The sequence below is a fragment of the Pantoea sp. B65 genome, from assembly GCF_047308185.1.
GTDB lineage: Bacteria > Pseudomonadota > Gammaproteobacteria > Enterobacterales > Enterobacteriaceae > Erwinia.
Genome location: NZ_JAHXPU010000015.1, coordinates 228460 through 247495, shown reverse-complemented (window position 1 = coordinate 247495; position 19036 = coordinate 228460). Strand labels below are relative to the sequence as shown.

General features: G+C 55.2%; 17 protein-coding genes. 6 read left to right on the top strand and 11 right to left on the bottom strand.

Annotated features, from left to right (window positions below):
• Positions 1–13 precede the first annotated feature (13 nt).
• The 8 genes from JWF83_RS03970 to JWF83_RS03935 all read right to left on the bottom strand — a co-directional run bounded on the left by JWF83_RS03970 (position 14) and on the right by JWF83_RS03935 (position 8925).
• On the bottom strand, positions 14–1420 hold the full coding sequence (locus JWF83_RS03970) for a sucrose-6-phosphate hydrolase (RefSeq protein WP_413648834.1): 1407 nt from the start codon (positions 1418–1420) through the stop codon (positions 14–16).
• A complete protein-coding gene (locus JWF83_RS03965) occupies positions 1417–2790 on the bottom strand; it encodes a sucrose-specific PTS transporter subunit IIBC (RefSeq protein WP_413648832.1) in 1374 nt (457 codons plus the stop codon). The genes JWF83_RS03970 and JWF83_RS03965 overlap by 4 nt, the downstream gene beginning before the upstream one ends.
• A gap of 39 nt (positions 2791–2829) precedes the next feature.
• Entirely contained in the window at positions 2830–4383 is a 1554-nt protein-coding gene (locus JWF83_RS03960; RefSeq protein ID WP_413648831.1) for a carbohydrate porin, read from the bottom strand.
• A gap of 140 nt (positions 4384–4523) precedes the next feature.
• On the bottom strand, positions 4524–5447 hold the full coding sequence (locus JWF83_RS03955) for an aminoimidazole riboside kinase (RefSeq protein ID WP_413648829.1): 924 nt from the start codon (positions 5445–5447) through the stop codon (positions 4524–4526).
• Between the two features lie 590 nt (positions 5448–6037).
• Positions 6038–6799, bottom strand: a complete 762-nt coding sequence (locus tag JWF83_RS03950; protein ID WP_413648827.1) for a MerR family transcriptional regulator — start codon at positions 6797–6799, stop codon at positions 6038–6040.
• A 249-nt stretch (positions 6800–7048) separates the two neighbouring features.
• Positions 7049–7321: a hypothetical protein gene (locus tag JWF83_RS03945; RefSeq protein ID WP_413648825.1), complete on the bottom strand. Its 273-nt coding sequence runs from the start codon at positions 7319–7321 to the stop codon at positions 7049–7051.
• 38 nt (positions 7322–7359) lie between these two features.
• The gene (locus JWF83_RS03940; RefSeq protein WP_413648823.1) at positions 7360–8271 is read right to left on the bottom strand and encodes an SDR family oxidoreductase; all 912 of its coding nucleotides are present in this window, start codon (positions 8269–8271) and stop codon (positions 7360–7362) included.
• Positions 8272–8418: 147 nt separating this feature from the next.
• Positions 8419–8925 (bottom strand): TIGR00645 family protein, encoded by a 507-nt coding sequence (locus JWF83_RS03935; protein WP_413648822.1) that lies wholly within the window; start codon positions 8923–8925, stop codon positions 8419–8421.
• A gap of 232 nt (positions 8926–9157) precedes the next feature.
• Between JWF83_RS03935 and JWF83_RS03930 the strand changes: the two genes are divergently transcribed.
• Positions 9158–10513 carry a cation:proton antiporter gene (locus tag JWF83_RS03930; protein ID WP_413648821.1) on the top strand — a complete coding sequence of 452 codons (1356 nt, stop codon included), beginning with the start codon at positions 9158–9160 and terminating at the stop codon, positions 10511–10513.
• A gap of 42 nt (positions 10514–10555) precedes the next feature.
• On the opposite strand, the gene JWF83_RS03925 is transcribed toward JWF83_RS03930, so the two are convergent.
• Positions 10556–11386: an alpha/beta fold hydrolase gene (locus JWF83_RS03925; RefSeq protein WP_413648820.1), complete on the bottom strand. Its 831-nt coding sequence runs from the start codon at positions 11384–11386 to the stop codon at positions 10556–10558.
• Between the two features lie 224 nt (positions 11387–11610).
• Here JWF83_RS03925 and JWF83_RS03920 point away from each other — a divergent pair, with 224 nt between their 5' ends.
• The 4 genes from JWF83_RS03920 (at position 11611) to JWF83_RS03905 (ending at position 15931) form a co-directional block, all read left to right on the top strand.
• Positions 11611–12708, top strand: coding sequence for an ABC transporter substrate-binding protein (locus JWF83_RS03920; RefSeq protein ID WP_413648819.1), 1098 nt, complete (start codon positions 11611–11613; stop codon positions 12706–12708).
• A 68-nt stretch (positions 12709–12776) separates the two neighbouring features.
• Positions 12777–14804, top strand: coding sequence for a TonB-dependent siderophore receptor (locus JWF83_RS03915; RefSeq protein WP_413649166.1), 2028 nt, complete (start codon positions 12777–12779; stop codon positions 14802–14804).
• Positions 14805–14931: 127 nt separating this feature from the next.
• Positions 14932–15129: a hypothetical protein gene (locus JWF83_RS03910; RefSeq protein WP_413648818.1), complete on the top strand. Its 198-nt coding sequence runs from the start codon at positions 14932–14934 to the stop codon at positions 15127–15129.
• A 1-nt stretch (position 15130) separates the two neighbouring features.
• Positions 15131–15931: a hypothetical protein gene (locus JWF83_RS03905; RefSeq protein WP_413648817.1), complete on the top strand. Its 801-nt coding sequence runs from the start codon at positions 15131–15133 to the stop codon at positions 15929–15931.
• Here JWF83_RS03905 and JWF83_RS03900 read toward each other — a convergent pair.
• A complete protein-coding gene (locus JWF83_RS03900) occupies positions 15906–17087 on the bottom strand; it encodes an HD-GYP domain-containing protein (RefSeq protein WP_413648816.1) in 1182 nt (393 codons plus the stop codon). The genes JWF83_RS03905 and JWF83_RS03900 overlap by 26 nt on opposite strands.
• A gap of 161 nt (positions 17088–17248) precedes the next feature.
• On the opposite strand from JWF83_RS03900, the gene JWF83_RS03895 reads away from it, so the two are divergent.
• Positions 17249–18373, top strand: a complete 1125-nt coding sequence (locus JWF83_RS03895) for a GNAT family N-acetyltransferase (RefSeq protein WP_413648815.1) — start codon at positions 17249–17251, stop codon at positions 18371–18373.
• Between the two features lie 21 nt (positions 18374–18394).
• Here JWF83_RS03895 and JWF83_RS03890 read toward each other — a convergent pair whose 3' ends face one another.
• Positions 18395–19015 (bottom strand): hypothetical protein, encoded by a 621-nt coding sequence (locus JWF83_RS03890; protein WP_413648814.1) that lies wholly within the window; start codon positions 19013–19015, stop codon positions 18395–18397.
• Positions 19016–19036: the final 21 nt, after the last annotated feature.

Below are 19036 nucleotides of genomic sequence, written 5' to 3'. Positions count from 1 at the left end.
TTGCTCAGTGACGCTATTCTATCACGCATCTTTTCAACCTCCAGTGATGCAACGTTAGCGCGCCATTGCCTTGCAGGCAGAGCTGAGGCCGCGCGCCAGGGAAATAGCGCGATGACATCACCGCTTCACCCTGATTGATAAAAATTTCGACGCTGGAGCGGTCGCACAAAATCTGCAATGTTGTCACCTTACCCGACCAGAAGCGCTGTTCTGCGGCGCCGGTGCGGCGATTGGTGCGTGTCAGAATCAGCCCCTGAGCATCGCAGTTCAGCTGCAGGATGCCGCCAAAGCTGGCGCTAAAATCACCGTCCACCTGCAACGCTAATTCAACACTGCCGATGTCGATCTTCGGCAGCGAATCCGCAACCCCGGTAAACAGGCGCGGCTCACTGCGCAGTTGCTGTAGCTCGCGTGCCGGTCGCTGAAACAGTTTCCCCTGTTGCCAGCTCAGCTCACGCGGGCAGGTCATGGTATGGATCCATCCCTGCGCCACTGTCGGCTGACAGAACTCATCCTGGTCCGGTACGCCCATCCAGCCGATCAGCAGACGACGGCCGTCGTCGCTGGCAGTGGTTTGCGGCGCGTAAAATTCAAAACCATGGTCCAGTTCATGAAACTCGCCATGCTGATAGCTGCCGCTGGCGTAATCCAGTTCGCCGCTAAAATAGCCGCTCTGGAAGGTATTCAGATAACGCTGTGCTTCCGCCGCCAGCCCCTGCGGGCAAACCACCAGAATATCCCGCCCGGCGAGGCGGAACAGATCCGGGCATTCCCACATATAACCGAATGGCCCCAGTCCACCGAGTCCGCTGCCGGCCATTTCCCCTTTCAGTATCCAGTTTTTCAGGTCGGCTGATTGCAGCAGCAGCACTTTACCTTGCAGACTAAGGTCCTGCGCCCCCAGCACCATCCACCACTGATCCTGATGGCGCCACACTTTCGGATCGCGCACATGTCCGGTATAACCGGCCGGTAACGGCAACACCGGTCCCTGTTTATCGAACTCACCCTGCTCATTCAGTGTCGCCAGACATTGCCAGGCGGTGCGGCCGCGATCAAATTTCACATTGCCGGTGTAGATTAGGGTCAGCACCCCATCATTATCTACTGCCGAGCCGGAATAGCAGCCATGGCTTTCATACTCTTCCGCTGGCGCCAGCGCCAGCGGTTCATGCTGCCAGTTTACCAGGTCGGCTGAACTCCAGTGTCCCCAGTATTTGGCGCCGTGGGCGCAGGCCAGCGGATTCCACTGATAACAGAGGTGGTAGCGCTGCTTAAACTGGATAAAGCCGTTCGGGTCGTTCATTAAACCGACCGGCGGCGCCAGATGCCATAGCGGACGATGCTCATCCGCTGCCGCGCGCTGTTGCCCGACCATCACCGCGCGCAGGGTCTGCTTTAGCAGATGTTGTTCACTCATGACTTCGCCTCAATTTTGTATTTCAGGAGCAGCGAAACGGTAAACGCCACAGTAAACGCAATTACCATGCCGATCAGGTAATTAAGCATAGAGCTGGCCTGCACAATCGCCAGCCCTGGCAGAGCGGTCAGACCCACGGCGGTCATATTGACATTCATCGTCACCACCCAGGCGCCTCCCAGGGCTCCGCCAGCCAGACCGGCGATAAAGGGCTTAATAAAGCGCAGATTAACCCCGAAAATAGCGGCTTCGGTAATACCCAGCATCGCTGAGAATGCCGAAGGCAGCACGATACTGCGGATTTTGACATCGCGGGTTTTAAACCATACCGCCAGACAGGCGCCGCCCTGAGCAACATTAGCCATTGACCAGATCGGCAACAGGAAGTTAACCCCAATCGAGGGGTTACCCAACAGCCCGGCTTCGATAGCATGAAAGCTGTGGTGAATACCGGTAATCACGATCACCGAGTAGAGGCCGCCAAACACCCCGCCCGCCAGCCAGCCGGCATGAGCAATTAACGTACTCAGAACAAAAGAGATGCCGTCACCCAGCATCCGCCCCGCCGGACCGATCACCAGCAGCGCCACAAAACCGGAGATAATCACCGTCAGAAAGGGTGTCAGAATGATATCCAGCGCGTCCGGCACAATACGCCGCAGACGCTTTTCAATCAGGCTCATAAACCACACCGCCAGCAGTACCGGAAACACGGTACCCTGATAGCCGATCATCGCCACTTCCAGCCCAAAGAAATTCATGGTGTGGAAGCCGCTGGCGACCCCCCAGGCATTGGTCAGCGCCGGATGGGTCAGGATACCGCCCAGCGTGGCGCCAAGAAAAGGATTGCCGCCAAACTCACGCGCGGCGGTAAAGCCAATCAGGATCGGCAGGATAATAAACGCCGCCGAACTGCACATATCCAGCATAATAAACAGCGCGCTATCGGCATTGACCCAGCCATAGGTTTTCACCATCCCCAGCAGGCCCATCAGCAGGCCGGACGCCACAATGGCCGGGATAATCGGCACAAAGATATTCGACAGCAGACGCGCGATACGCTGGAATGGATTAAGCTTTCTGGCGGCCATATCGGCCGCTTCATTTTTGCTGGACTCGTTAATTCCCGCCGCCGAAATAAAAGCGGCATGCACTTTATTGACGATGCCGCTGCCAAAAATCACCTGCATTTGTCCGGCGTTACGAAAGCACCCTTTGACGCCATCCAGTGCTTCTATCGCCTCTTTCTGCACCAGCGCATCATCCACCAGCACCAGACGTAAACGCGTGGCGCAGTGTGCCGCCGTCGCGATATTCTCTTTACCACCGAGCAATGGGATCAGCTGTGCGGCTACCTTGTTAAAATCCATATATCCCCCGTTTGTTTACTGCGCTTTTCTGAAGTTCGATTAGAACCAGGTTTCCATTTGAACGCCGAAGTTCCACTCGCCGCCGGCACTAAATCCACTGCTGCCAAAGGCATCATCACTGGCGTAGTTGTCCAGCGATTTATCCCAGTCCATCCAGCTGGCGAAAAAGCGAATCTCCGGGCGGGTAAAGAAGTCGCCGATATCAGCCACCTTGAAGGTTGGCGCAAAGGTTAATTTGTAGTAACCGCCGCTGACTGCCTGGCGATCTTTGTAACCCTGCGGCGCAAGGTCCATGTACTGATAGCTGCCCTCATAAGCCAGCGCGAAGTTTGGCGTAATCTCCTGAATCAGGCGGGCGTTAAGGGTAATCCAGCGATAGTCGTCGCCTTTTATGTAGCGATCCTGACTTTGCTGCGCCAGCAATGCCGGTGCAAAACTCCAGCGGGCATTAAGCGGGGTGACGCCATAGCTGGCCAGACGCCAGGTGCTGGCATCCTGCGTCAGATTGCCGTCAGAGCCGATGCTTTTCACTTCCGCGCCGAGACCATGACCATACAGCAGCGCTGTTTTCGTCAGGCCGTCACGCAGACCGTAGAAACTATCGTTATGCAGCGCCAGCATGCCATGCATCCCGCTATCGCCGGCATGGTCACTACGCAGCGCCTGGTTGACACGCTGATCGTTATCCCTGGCGCGCAAACCGCTCAGCATAAACTGGAACGGACCCATGAAGTTGTTGCTGGAGACGATATAGCTCTGGATGCTGTTATTAATGGTTTCGATATCGCCAAAGTTACGTCCGTAAAGCGAGAAGTTACTTTTCAGGCTGTCATTCCACTGCACGTCATAGATACCGCCGCCGGTACCAGCGAGAAACAGCACGTCGGAGTCCAGCCAGTGGATATCAAAGTTATCGCGATCGAAGCGTTTACCGGCCCATAACGTGCTGTTTTTAAATGCGCCGTTAAAGGTCGGCAGGCTTCCCAGCTCGACAAAGGCCTGGCGCACATTAAGCGAGCTGGTATCGCCGGTCCAGTCGTTGTAACTCTCCTGACCATCGGCCAGCATCACTTTAAAACGGGTGGTGGCGCCGCTTTCCAGCTTCTGTTTGTGCTCCAGATTGAGTTCGACATAGGTATTGTTTTCATTACCCAGTCGCCCGACGGCACCGCCGGTTTCACCGGCAGGCGTCAGATAAGGGCCACTTTGGGTGGCCGAAGCCGCATCATTCATAATCAGGCCGGAACGGGCATAACCATGAAATTCAAAACCTTGCGCCACACTGCTTTTGCTTTCCATCGCCGCCGTACGCGCAAGCACCTGCTGAGTCTCCTGTCGGTTCTGCTGTGCCTGCTGGCTCAGCACGCTGACGGTTTGCTGACTTTCCTGCGCCTGTTGTTTCAGGGTCGCCACATTTTGCTCGGCGGCGCTGGCACGCTGCTCGGCGGCGGCGGTACGTTTTTCCGCCATCTGCAGGCGTTTTTCCATCGCCGCCAGCCGTGCTTCAAGACTGGTTAAACTGGTTTCTGCGTAAGAGGTATTGGCCATCAGAATTAAGCCGATAGCGAGTGCCAGATGTTTTTTTCTTATCATTGTTTAAGCCGCTCCTGGAATAAATGCCGGATTTGCTAAACCGGTTCGACAAGGAGGTTATTTTAATCAGTGAAAAGAAGGCAATGAGATTTGCTAACCCGATTCACTAATTGTGACCGGGTTAGCACTTTCGCCGCCGATCACCCGTGCGGCAGCAGATCTTTCGCGTATGGCAGCGCCGTCATCGCCCCTTTGGCGGTAGTGGCCAACGCGCCGCAGCGTTGCGCCTGGGCAATGGCGGCCGATAGATCGTCGACAGCCAGCGGATCCGGCTGTTGCGCCAGCGCGGCCAGCAGTCCGGCAACAAAGGCATCACCGGCACCGGTGGTATCCACCACCTGAACCTGTGGCGCAGAGAAATGCTGTAACTGCTGGTTACGCCACAGAGTGACACCCGCTTTACCCTGCGTGACCAGCAGCAGTGACGGCTGATAGCGGGCGCAGAATGCGCGCATCGCCGGCTCCAGCGGCTGCTGGTCGCTTAGCCACGCCAGCTCTTCCAGCGACAGTTTGACGATATCCGCCAGATGGAATGCCGTATCGAGCAGTTCGCGCATCAGCGCTTTATCCGGCCAGAGGTCGTCACGCAAATTGGGATCAAAGCTGACCCAGCCACCCGCCTGTTTTAGCGCGCGCATCGCGCTGAAAGCGCTACTGCGCGAGGGTTCGGCGCTTAAAGCGATTGAACAGAGATGCAATCCCTCTCCGGCCTGAAATGGCGGCAGGTGCTCCGGCTGCAGGAACAGATCGGCGCCCGGACGCACCATAAAGGTAAAGTGTCGTTCACCACAGGCATCCAGACTGACCAGCACTGTTGAGGTGCGCTGCCCGGCGAGCTGGCGCAAATAGCGGGTTTCAACGCCTTCGGCATGCAGGACTTCACGCATAAAATCACCGAACGCATCTTCACCGACGCAACCAATAAAGGCGCTCTTTCCTGCCAGGCGTGCGATGCCGACCGCCACATTGGCAGGCGCCCCGCCCGGGCACTGGAGCAAACGCCGGTTTTCCTCAGGCAGCAGATCGACTACCGCATCGCCAAGTACCCAGACTTTTTTTGTCATCGTTAACTCACTTTCCACTGATTTTGGACAAAAAGCTAAACCGTTTTAGCTTGAGTTGTCCATAATTTTCAGCGCTATCTTTGATCGGGGAAAGGGAAACCGGGAGGAAAACCTGCGCTGCGGCCTTCAGGCAGTAAAGGCCGCAGCAGAGCAACTCAGGCGTACATAATAAAACTCGACGGCGGATAGTTGAGTTCCGGAAGATTTTGCGCAACCACAATCACCAGGCCACGCAAAATCCATTTTGTATAACGCAGCACACGCATAAATCCATCCTGTTTGATTATTTTCTGACAGCGAATATCAGCTGAAACCAAAGCTGTTACCTGGCGTTTTCAGGGAAAGTGCTTACACCCCGGTAGTGAGCTGAAAACGTAGCCTCACTACCAGCAATAAAAAAATCCGCTCCGGACAGGGAGGCGGATCGAAAAAGAGAAGAAATATCATCAAGAAGGAATAATCTTCAGCTGGCAGACCACTGGCTTACCAAATGAAGGTGGATTAAATTTAGTCGCAAAATAACCATATGCCAGTCTCAGAATGCAATTTCAGATTTTTTTCCCCCAACCCGGCGCAGCAGGGGATGACCATCAGCCGCCAGAGGCAGCAAGACGCCGGGCGCCAGGGCCGGCAAGAAATACGTAAAACCCGCTGGCAAGCCAGCCGTCATACAGGCGTTGCTGACTGACCGTTAACGCACGCTCGCTCCAGATCATAATATGTTCCGCTGCCACCCGACTGAGATCGGGCTCGGCCAGCGCCCCACTCATCACTTCAACGCGAAAGCCATCGCCTGCGTAGCGTATCGCTTCCAGCCACAGTTCCAGCGGATCCTGCAGGTCAAATGACATCATCAGCAGGGTGGCTGCCGGTCGTTTGCGTACGCTGCTTAACAGAAAAGTGGCGTATTCGGTTAGTGCGGTATCCAGTAAGACTCTGGACATATCCAGATGGGGCTGTTTACCAACATTCAGCCACCGTCGTAGCGGACGAATCACCTCATCAACAAATATCGCCGGAGGGATTTCACGCCCGTAACGCCAGATCAGCGAACGTAATTTTTGTGGTCTGAAAGATTCGCAATGCACCAGCAATTGCTGCTGACAGTGGCTCCAGTTGGCGCTCGGGCGCATCACTTCGCCATTGAACAGCGCCAGCATATCGCTCAGCGCCACCCCCTGGTGTAGCCACTCAACAATGGCGGCGATCCGCGCAATATGGCTGTGGTCAAAAAAGCGCTGCCCACTGTGATCGCGGTGCGGCTTTAACAATCCATATCGTTGCCAGCTGCGAATGTTGGCCGGGGTTACGCCGCACTGGTCGGCAAGCACATCAATAGTGAAATGAGGCATGAGCAATCCTGAACATGCGGCAATGCGCCAGTAGCTAAGGGGAAGTATAAACAATCTGGCCGTAACCGGTTTACTGCGGTCAGCGGCAGACCAGGACATGGCTATTCTGCCTGCAAACCGCGTCCGGATGCCGTGGCAGCGTACGCATAATTGATAATTTACCTGCGGGTTCACCCTGTTGCGCGATGCAGAAAACGGCACGCTGGCCAGCTTAACCAGCGTGCCGTACCGGTCACAACTTGATGGGTGTTAGCGATCGTCATCGTTTCCGGCATCGCTCCAGCGTGCATAATCAGCAGGCAAGGTGGAGCCGGTGACCGACGCTCTGATATAGCCGAGCACTTTGCGGGCATTCCAGTACAGCAGAACCCGCCGGTCGTCAGACTCGGTTTCTCCCAGTTGCTGTAGTTTCGCCATTACGGCATTTTTGCTCAGTATTTGTCGCTCATCAGTAAGCAAAATGGTCGCTTCACCAATTACGTGCTGAATGTTGCGTAAATCAGTCTCTGTTTCCCAGGGCAAATTAATTCCTCCGCAAAAGTGGATCTCGTCAGCTGTGGTTACAAGGTGCCGGTACCGCCATCGGAGCACCACACCTGGCCCGAGGTATAACTACTTTCCGCGGAAGCCAGCGTCACATACAGTGGTGCAATCTCCGCAGGCTGACCGGGCCGGCCAAGCGGTGCTGTTGCGCCAAACTCTTTCACTTTCTCCTGCGGCTGCCCGCCGCTCGACTGCAGTGGTGTCCAGTAAGGCCCCGGCGCGACAGCATTGACGCGGATGCCTTCTTTACCCAGTTGCTGAGCCAGCGACTTGGTAAAGGTCACGATACAGGCTTTAGTCTGGGCATAGTCGAGCAGAATTTCGCTCGGTTTAAATGCCTGCACCGAAGTGGTATTAATGATCGACGCCCCACGCGGCAGATACTCCAGCGCCGCTTTGGTGATCCAGAACAGCGCATAGACATTGGTTTTAAACGTGGCGTCAAATGACGCGGTAGTGAGATCGCGGATCGACTCGGCATACTGCTGACGTCCGGCGTTATTCACCAGAATATCAAGGCCGCCGAGCTGTTCCGCAGCCTGATGTACCAGCTGGCTACAGAAGTTCTCGGCAGTAATATCGCCGGGAATGGCCACCGCTTTGCGTCCTGCCGCACGGATCAGGGCAATCACTTCAGCCGCATCGGACTCTTCTTCCGGCAGGTAGTTAATTGCCACATCTGCGCCCTCGCGTGCATAGGCAATCGCCACCGCACGGCCAATGCCGGAATCGCCGCCGGTGATTAGCGCTTTTCTGCCCGCCAGGCGGCCTGAACCACGATAGCTGTTTTCACCGTGATCCGGCTGCGGGATCATCTTACTGGCAAGACCGGGCGCCGGCTGCGGCTGCTCCGGAAACGGGGGAACGGGATACTCTACGGTCAGTGGTGAATGGGATACATTCGGGAATGATGGATTATGGTCGCTCATCCTGGTCTCCTTTATCATTTCAGTGCCGTGCTATTAAGCGTAGCAGATGTGATCCAGGGTAGAATCTGATCGGGGGCCGGACGCATTACCGGGCGGCATTGATGCCGCCTGGATGAAAACAGAATCAGCGATGGCAGGCGTTACCGCTTACAGCGATTTCTCCGCACCTTTTTTTGACATATTTTCCAGATACCCCATCACAAATGCTGACAGCACAAAGGCCAGGTGGATAATCACGTACCACATCAGCTTATTGTCGGCGATGTTTTTGGCATCCATAAACACCCGCAGTAAATGAATCGACGAGATAGCGACAATCGATGCCGCGACTTTATTTTTCAGCGAGCTGGAGTCCATTTTGCCCAGCCAGCTTAACTTCTCTTTGTTTTCAGCAATATCCAGCTTTGAGACAAAGTTTTCATAGCCTGACAGCATCACCATCACCAGTAAGCCCCCCACCAGCGTCATATCGATTAATGACAGCAGCACCAGTACCAGATCATTCTCGGCAATGCTCAGCACCTGGGGCAACAGATGGAGGACTTCCTGAAAAAACTTGATTGCCAGTGCCAGCAAGCCAAGAGATAAGCCGATATACACCGGCGCCAGCAGCCAGCGTGAGGCGTAGATAAGATTTTCTGCAAAACGTTCCATAGCATCCACTTCAGAGTTAACCAGCCGACAGTATAACTGATGGTTTCTGCCCTTTTTCAAGGCGAATAGCGTGTCAGAAGCGGAAATTTACCTCCCTTTACCTGCGAAACTGACAATCTCGCGTCCGTAAGCGGCTTTCCGCCACCTTTGTCCGGCAATACCTCACACCCGCGCAGCAATATGCCAGGCTTACAGTAATCGTTTCATTGGCTATGCTGCAGGGGGCTTGTGTATGGATTTTCTCGGCTGGACCGCGGCAATTGGCGCTCTGCTACTGCTAATGTCTTTAGCCTCCGGCTGGATCCATCGGGGCCCGGTGACCTCTTTTGGCTTGTATCTGGCAGCCGGGATTATTTGCGGCCCCTGGGTGCTGAATCTGCTGACAATCGATATCGTCAGACACGCTACCGTGGCTTCGCATATTACCGAAATTGCTATGGCGGCTTCGCTGTTTATTACCGGTCTTAAACTACGGTTGCCGCTGAAGGCGCCAGACTGGCGCATTGGTCTGCGGCTGGCGTTCCCGGCGATGTTACTGACGGTGGCGGGCGTCGCGGTCGCCGCACATTTTCTGGCGCATCTCTCCTGGCCACTGGCGCTGGCTTTTGGCGCGATTGTCGCGCCTACCGATCCGGTACTGGCCAGCCTGATTTCGGTCAATGATGCCCGCGACGATGACTCACTGCGCGTGGCGCTGTCCAGTGAAGCAGGGATGAACGATGGCTCTGCACTGCCGTTACTGATGCTGGCGGCGATGCTGATAGTGGGCGAACAACCGCTGTCACTGGCGATGTTCAGCCACTGGGCAGCGCTGGATGTGCTCTGGGCGCTGACCGGTGGCCTCACCATTGGTTTCGTTCTTGGTCGTCTGATCGGCGTGCTGGCGACCCATTTGCGCAGCGCCAATCAGGATATTGCCCCTAACGACTTCCTCGCGCTGGCGCTCATTGCGCTGAGTTATGCCGCGGCTCAGGCGCTGGATGCCTCCGGGTTCCTCGCGACTTTTGCCGCCGGCGTCGGGTTGCGCCGCGCCGAACTGCGGGTCACGACCCGTAACCCGCCGGAAAACCAGCCGGATGACGATCGCCTGCCGCCGGCGGAAAGTCTGGTCAATATTCATCAGCGCCATCTGCATACCGGCCCCGGTCTGACCAAATCAGTCGGTCTGGTGGTGGGGGATGCCTTATCTTTCGGCGATACCATTGAGCGTTTACTGGCGGCCGCCATGGTGCTGATGCTGGGAGCCACGCTGGCGCTGCACTGGAATTTAAGCGGCTTACTGCTGGCGGCGATACTGTTTCTGTTCATTCGCCCGGCATCGGTATATCTGGCGACCATCGGCACCAGCATCCCGCTGGAGCGGCGGATATTAATCGGCTGGTTGGGGATCCGCGGTATTGGCAGTATTAACTATATTGCTTTCGCGACACTGCACGGGCTAACGGGGGCAGAAGCTCATCGCATGATCGATATGGCTTTCACGCTGGTAGTCGCCAGTATCGTGGTGCACGGCATTACCGTTACGCCGCTGGAAAACCGGCGTCAGAGCCGCAAGCAGGCGGCGGCGGAACAACATAAGCCACAATAGACCGCCACCGATCATCCCTGCCCGGTGGCCGCTATTGCCAGATCAGGAGCGAATAAACGCCAGCAGATCGGCATTGATCTGATCTTTATGCGTGGTGCAGATACCGTGCGATCCGCCCGGATAGACTTTCAGCTGTCCGTCGGGCAACATGGCGGCGGCGGCCTTGCCGCAGGTGGCAAAAGGAACAATCTGATCATCGTCACCGTGGATCACCAGCGTCGGGATGGTCATTTTCTTTAAATCTTCCCGCAGGTCGGTTTCCGAAAAAGCTTTAACACAGTCATAAAGCGCTTTCAGCGAACCCTGCATTCCCTGCAGCCAGAAACTGTCACGTACCCCTTCAGACACTACGGCGCCGGGGCGGTTATAGCCATAGAACGCCAGCGTAAGCTGTTTAAAAAAAGCCGAGCGATCGTCCTTCACCCCGGCACGAATAGCGTCAAACACGTCCGGCGGCACGCCTTCAGGATTGAATTCGGTTTTTACCATGATCGGGGTGATCGCGCTGATCAACACGGCTTTCGCCACGCGCGTTGTGCCGTGTCGCCCGATATAGCGCGCCACCTCACCACCGCCGGTTGAATGGCCGACATGCACCGCATCGTGCAGATCGAGTGCCGAGGTTAGCGCGGCCATATCATCAGCATATTGATCGAGGTTATGCCCTTCCCATGGCTGTGAAGATCGCCCATGTCCACGACGATCGAGGCCGATGGTCCGATAGCCGTTTGCGGCGAGGAAAAACATCTGATCTTCAAAGGCATCGGAGGAGAGCGGCCAGCCGTGACTAAATACCACCGGCTGTCCGTTACCCCAGTCTTTGTAATAAAGTTCCGTGCCGTCATCAAGGATAAGTCTTTGTTCCGCATGCATAGCCACTCCTTAACATCATCAGGTTGATAAACAGTTTGCCTAAAAAATAAACAACCGAACACCTGAATCAGCGTAGTCAATAACCGTGCGTTGTTAGCAAAAAAACCGCTACGGAAAGTCTTAATTCACTCTCGTTCACAACCGGCCAGAGTGTGAAGCCGCATAATCATTGAGACCATGAGTGATTTTTATTATCATTCTCTTTTCCTTTAGTGATAACCGCCATGCGTGTTTTGCTTTTTCTCTTGCTGATAGTCAGTAATGGCGTTCTCGCCAGACAGATCACCGATATTAATGGTCAACAGGTTGAAATCCCTGATAATCCGCAGCGTATTGTGCTGGGTGAAAGCCGCATGCTGTACACCCTGGCCCTGCTGGAGCCGGGCTATCCGGCGGCACGTATCGTCGGCTGGCCCGCTGATATGGCCAAATACGATGCGCAAACCTGGTCGCTGTATCAGAAAAAATTCCCGCAGATTAATCAAATTACCCAGCTGGGTTCGGGCAGTCTGCGCGAGATGAATGCCGAGAGCGTGCTGAAACTGTCACCCGACCTGGTGATCCTGCCGCGGCTGGCGAAAACCGGTAGTGAAGAGGTCAGTTTCAGACAACTGATGCAGCAGGCAGGCATCCCGGTGGTCACCGTCGATCTGCGCGTCGATCTGCTGCAAAACACCGTCCCCAGTATTCAGATATTAGGCGAGGTGCTAAATCAGCAGCAGCGCGCACGCAATTTTATTGCTTTTTATCAGCAACATATGGACCGTATCCGCCAGCGTATCGACGCCTGGCAGGGGCCAAAAACCCGGGTGATGCTGCATCTGCATTTAGGCCGTCGCGATACCTGCTGCACCACCGTAGTCAATGGCAATCTCGGTCAGCTACTGGCGTTTGCCGGTGGCGACAATATTGCCGCTCCGCTGGTGAAAGGGGTATTTGGCGAGTTAAATCAGGAAGCAGTGCTGGCCGCTAACCCGCAGGTCTATATCGCTACCGGAATGGCGGGTCCCGCCGCAAAGGCGAAAACCTTGCAGCTTGGCCCACAGGTGAGCGCGCAGCAGGCGCAACAAAGTTTTCAGCAAATCATGCAGGCGCAGCCGATTCTCAGCCAGCTGACGGCGGTAAAACAGGGGCGCGCCTGGGATCTGTGGCACAACTTCTACCTCAGCCCCTATCACGTGGTTGCAACCGAGTTTTTCGCCAAAGCCCTCTATCCACAACTGTTTGCCGACATTGATCCGCAACAAACCATGCAACAACTTTACCAGCAGTTTTTACCGCTGGATTTCTCAGGGACCTTCTGGAGTCAGTTACCACAATGAAAAAAATTACCGGCTGCCTGCTCGGCAGCCTACTGTTGCCCGTGATCGGCCAGGCTGAAGAGTCAACCATGGTGGTCAGTCAGAGTAGCAGCGATCAAAGCACGCAGGATTATCAGCCGCATACCAGCACCACCGCCACACGCACCCCCGCTAAAATTATCGATACGCCGCAAAATATCACCGTGGTGCCGCACCAGGTACTGGAAGATCAGGGCGCCGATAATTTCGATCAGGCGCTGTATTACGTTAGCGGTATCACCCAGTCCAACACCCTTGGCGGCACCCAGGATGCGGTGATTAAACGAGGCTTTGGCGACAACCGCGACGGCTCAATTTTGCGCGATGGTATCCGCTCAATTCAGGCGCGCAACTTTACGCCAACCAGTGAGCACGTTGAAGTGCTGAAAGGTCCCTCTTCGATGCTGTATGGCATGAATGAACCCGGTGGGCTGGTCAATATCATCAGTAAAAAGCCGCAGCTGACGCCCCATGCCCATCTGGAAGGACGCACCAGCAGTTTTGGCGGCGGCGGCGGGCAGCTGGATGTTACCGGCCCGCTCGGCACTTCCGGATTCGCCGGACGCCTGATTGTTGACCATGATGAAACCGATTACTGGCGTAACTTTGGCCGTACCCGCCAGACGGTGATCGCCCCTTCACTGATGTGGTATGGCGAGACCACCACCGTGCGCATGGCGTGGGAACATATGGAGTACCTGACGCCTTTCGATCGCGGTACGATTATCGACCCCAATACCGGCAAGCCGGTTAATACGCCACGCGAGCGCCGTTTCGATGAGCGCTATAACGCCACCCGCGGCGATCAGGATACCCTGACCTTCCAGATTGATCAGGAGCTCAGCGACGACTGGACTTCACATCTCACTTACGCCTTTAACCGTAACCGCTACAGCGATAATCAGGCGCGCGCCACCGCGTTCGATGCCGATACCGGCCTCTTAACGCGCCAGGCGGATGCCACTGCCGATGCACAAAGCCGCTCGCAGATGGTTCAGCTGACGTTGAATGGCGATATCAACTGGGGCAGCATTAATCATCAGCTGCTGTCCGGTTTTGACTACGAAGCGGATCGCACCTTTCGGGGCGATATGATCCGTGGCAGCAAAACTATCGACAGCAGCTTTAATATCTATGATCCCATCTATGACCAGATGCCCTCTTCCAGCGCCGTCAGCGCCAAAGACAGCGATCAGCGGGAAAATATCGACAGCCGCGGCCTGTTTATACAAGATGCCATGCGTCTCAATGAGCACTGGCTGTTGATTGGCGGCTTACGCTACGACAGTTTTGCTGTGATGTCCGGTAAAGGGCGTCCGTTTGTGACCAATACCGAGAGTTCTGACAGCCGCCTGGTGCCACGTGCCGGCGTGGTTTACAACCTCAACAGCTGGTCCAGTCTGTACGCCAGCTATACCGAATCATTTAAGCCTAATACCTCGATTGCAACCCAGATTGATGCGCTGCCGCCGGAAGTGGGCAAAGCGTATGAGGTGGGGGCCAAAATCGATTTACCGGCAGGTGTTACCGGTACCCTGGCGCTGTTTGATATCAACAAACGCAATGTGATGGTCAGCGAGCTGGTTGATGGCGAGAGCGTTACGCGCACCGCCGGTAAAGTGCGCTCGCAGGGGATTGAACTGGATATGGCCGGTAAGCTTAGCGAGTCACTGAGCCTGATCGGTAGCTACGCCTATACCGACGCACGCGTCACGTCCGATCCGGATAACAACGGAAACCGTCTGACCAACGTCGCGCGCCATACCGCAGCACTGTTTCTGACCCGGGATTTCGGCCACACCGGCTTACTGGCCACTGACGATCTGCGTGCCGGTATTGGCGCGCGCTATGTCGGTAGTCGCCCGGGCGATGCGGCAAACAGCTTTACGCTGAGTGACTACACCGTCGCCGATGCCTTTGTTGGCTGGACTACGCCGATTAATAGCTATCAGGTGAAGTGGCAGCTGAACGTGAAGAACTTGTTTGATAAAACCTACTACCCCTCCAGCGGCGGCAATCTGCGCGTAGCGATCGGCGACCCGCGTGAAGTGGTGCTGAAGGCCAGCATCGACTTCTGATCACCTTACTCCCGCCCGGCCAGTTGGCGTACTGCCCGGGCAATCCCCACCGCAAATGCAGAATCTTCTCCCTGCCGGGATGGTGTACAACTTCTACACTTAAGGCAAATTAAGGAGAAATGCTTATATGTTCCGCTTGATCAGTTCCCTGTTTTCCAGCCCGGAAAAACTGCTGCAGGTCCTCAGCCGTAGCGATATCGAAGAGTCCATCGCCGATGGTGAACGCATTATTATTGATGAAGATGGTAACGCAACGGTCAATATCCTCAGTGATGAGGTGCAACGTGATTTTGACCATCACGTTAACGCGCTAAAGAGGGCATAGCATGGGAACGGCGATATTTATGGTACTGATGGTATGCGGTTACTGGTATACCAGCCGCGACCTGTCAACCCGCTTCAAAATCAAACGCACCTTCGGCTGGGATGTCTACTTTCTGGTGGCGTTATATGGCTGTATTTTCGTTCTGCAGGGGGTGATCGCCACCGGTCTGATCTGGCTGGTGCTACTGATGGTTTCTGCCAGCTTAAACGCCTTGCCGCAGCTAGCCGGTGCGGAACACCATCATTACCAGATTGAATTTATGAACTGGAGTTTCCTCGGCATTCAGGCGCCGGTGGTGGTGATGCTGACATTTGCCGTGATGTTCTGTCTGTACCGTTCAAACTGGGCGGGTAGCGCCCGGCTGAGCAGCAGTGGCAGACAAAAACTGTATAAACGTCTGACCCGCGCTAACGGTGTCGAAGGCTTACTCTATCAGTGTATGGAAGAGGGTGAGCTGGCATGGATTACCCTGAAATCGCGACGTATTTATATCGGTATGATTCAGACTGCCTCGTTTGATAATACCTCCGCTAACAACGTGGTACTGATCCCGATGCTGAGTGGCTACCGCAACGGTAAGTCGTTCGAACTGTGTGTCGAGCATAACTACAGTGCCTGGTACGCCGATCAAGGGATCACGCTGAATTCACAACCGAAATCAGCAATGGCTTTTCGTAAAGTGATCCTGCTCGATCAGATCGAGAGTTTGTCGCTGTTCGATCCGGCCAGCGCCATGGCGCTAAAACTACACCAGCCAGAGGTACAAACGCCGCCAGCTACTCCGTCATCCATACCTCACTGAAATTAATGTGTTGCCATTGCGCGATATCTTCCGGTGAGACGATACTGTCGCAGCTGAAACCGTCGGCGAGATCGATGGTTTCCACCGGAATAGCGCGCGCGCTAATCAGTGACCAGAATACCTTAACCTTCGGACGCAGCAGCGATTTTTCACCCGGCTCCACCACCATTGCCACACGACCGGAGACCAGACGTACCAGCGTGCCAACCGGGTAGATGCCCACCGATTTAACGAAAGCGTAGAAAAACGTCTGATCAAAATGGCCGTTCCAGTTCGCCATACGGTGCATCGCCTCTGACGGATTCCAGCCATCACGATAGGCACGGTTGGAGGTCACCGCGTCGTACACATCGCAAACCGCCGCCATACGGGCAAAGCTGCTGATCTTCTCGCCCTTCAGACCGTGCGGATAGCCGGAACCGTCGAATTTTTCATGGTGATGCAGCGCAATATCGATCAGTTCATCGCCGGCGCCGGCATTAAACAGCATTTCGGCGCCAGTGATCGGATGTTTCCTCATCTGCTCAAACTCGGCTTCCGTCAGTTTTCCCGGCTTATTGAGGATATCCAGCGGTACGGTAGCTTTGCCTAAGTCATGCAGCAGCCCACCCATCCCGGCCAGCCGTACCTGCTGGTCATCCAGCTGCAGCCGTCGCCCCAGCCCGATCATCAGCGCGCAGACCGCCACCGAATGCAGATAGGTATAGTCATCATGATTCTTCAGACGTGCCACACTGATCAGCGCCGAAGGGTGGCGATCGATCGAACCGGTAATTTCCTCCACCAACGACATCGTGCCGTTAACGTCAATAATCTGGCCTAAGCGCGCTTCGCCGAACATATCCTTGACTTGCGAGGTGCCCTGCTGACAAATATACTTCGCCTGCGCCAGCTCATTGAGAAATGAGCCCGGCAGCGGCGCAGGTGCTATTGACCGGTTTTCGCTACCCATCACGATTTCAGCCGGTTTCGGCATCACACTTTTTTCCAGATCGATCCACACTTGCTCGATACCGCATTCAGAAATAGCGGCGATCTGGCGTGGATCGGTCAGCAACAGCCGATTGCAAATCAAAGGATGCTTTATCCAGAACACGCCCAGCTTATGGATATACATCCCCAGCTGCAGCTCTTGTGTAGGGATAAGTTTGATCACGCTCCTTCTCCTTAGCATCCTCATTAATCTTATGAGCTTACTATCGGCGCATGAGCAAAGTTTCTTCAGTAGATAACCGCGTTAATTCATGTAAAGATCACAACGGATCGCTTCTGTTAACTTGCATTACACTCGATTGTCATCACCAACGGAGTCTGTTGATGTCTGTTACCCGCCTGTCATCGTTATCAGCATTACCCGCCGCCCAGTGGGATGCGCTATTGGTGGATGATAATCCCTTTCTGCGTCACGCCTTTCTCGCCACGCTGGAACAGAGTGGAAGCCTCGGTCCGCACAGCGGCTGGCAGCCGGAACATCTGCTCTGGCACCATCAGGGGCAACTGCGGGCGGCAATCCCCGGCTACCGTAAAAGCCACTCACGCGGTGAATATGTTTTCGATCACGCCTGGGCCGACGCCTGCCATCGTGCCGGCATCGCTTACTACCCGAAATGGCTGGCGGCAGTTCCTTTCAGCCCGGTGAGCGGCGCCCGCTTGTTAGGGGATAGCGATGCCGTCGCGCAGCTACTGGCACAATTACCGGACTTTTTGCAGCAGCAGGAATTGTCGGGCGCGCATATCAACTTTACTGACGCGCAGGCGAACAGCCTGCTGGCAACGCAGCCTGGCTGGCTGGCACGCCATGGTTGTCAGTATCACTGGCATAATCGCGGCTATCGCGATTTTCAGGACTTCCTCGATACGCTGATGTCGCGCAAACGCAAGCAGCTGCGCAAAGAGCGCGAGCAGGTAGCGGCGTCCGGCATTGAATTTAGCTGGCTGGAAGGCGCGCAGGTGACGGAAAGCCAGTGGGATTTTATCTATACCTGCTATGCCAATACTTATGCCGTACGCGGACAGCGCCCCTATCTGACGCGGGCGTTTTTCAGCCTGCTGGCGGAACGGATGCCGGAAAATATTCGGGTGGTGCTGGCTCTGTTGCGCGGACAGCCGGTGGCGATGGCCTTTAGCCTGGTCAGCGGCAGCACCTTTTACGGCCGCTATTGGGGCGCAGTGGCCGAGTTTGATCGCCTGCATTTCGAAACCTGCTTTTACCAGGGGATGGATTACGCCATTGCCGCCGGATTAAAACGTTTTGACGCCGGCGCCCAGGGAGAGCATAAGCTGATTCGCGGTTTTGAGCCGATGCTGACCTGGTCCTGGCACTACCTGCGACATGCTGGCTTACGCGCGGCGGTCGCTGATTTTCTCGATCAGGAGCGCGCCGGCGTCAGCGCCTGGATGGATGAGGCACGCGATGCGCTACCGTATCGTAAAGGAGATTAGTCGAGGCCAACAAAGCCACCGTTAATTGGGCATAGCATCAGGCTTAACGATAGCCGGGAAACCCGGCTTTTGCGGAATAAGTGTCCCGACAATACCTTTTAACGCCTCGCGAGCTAAATCACGCACATCTGGCTTAAACAGGGAGAGTGTCCCAACGATCAACAAGGTTGAGAAAGCTGTGGCTAACAGGCTGGAAAGGCCGCCGCCAATCCATCTTGCAACCCGGATAAGTAAGTTTTTGAACCAGTGCCGTTTTATCAGATGGTCGCTGTAATTCGCCGCCCGTTCACCCCACTTTAACCAGAGTTCAGCTAATTCTTTCTGATGCTGTTGCTGATGGCTGGCAAGGAGCTGATCACAGCTGAGAGTGGCGCGCTCGCTGACGCTAACAATAAGCTGGTCAACGATGCTTTTGGCTTTAGTACGATACCCATTAAGCTGCCGTTCAGAATGCACAATGGCATCGTGGAAACGCGCAAGTTCAGTAGTTATTTGCTCTTCTGTCATGCGGCGTACGATACGGCACTGCTTAGCGTGGTCATCTTTGTCGGCTTTGTAAATCGCGTAAGCAACCAACTGCTCCGGATCATTAGGATCATTTACCAGCTCCATGAAGACCCATTTTTTTGGTAGCGGCTCCATATTTCACCAAAAAGTTAAAAC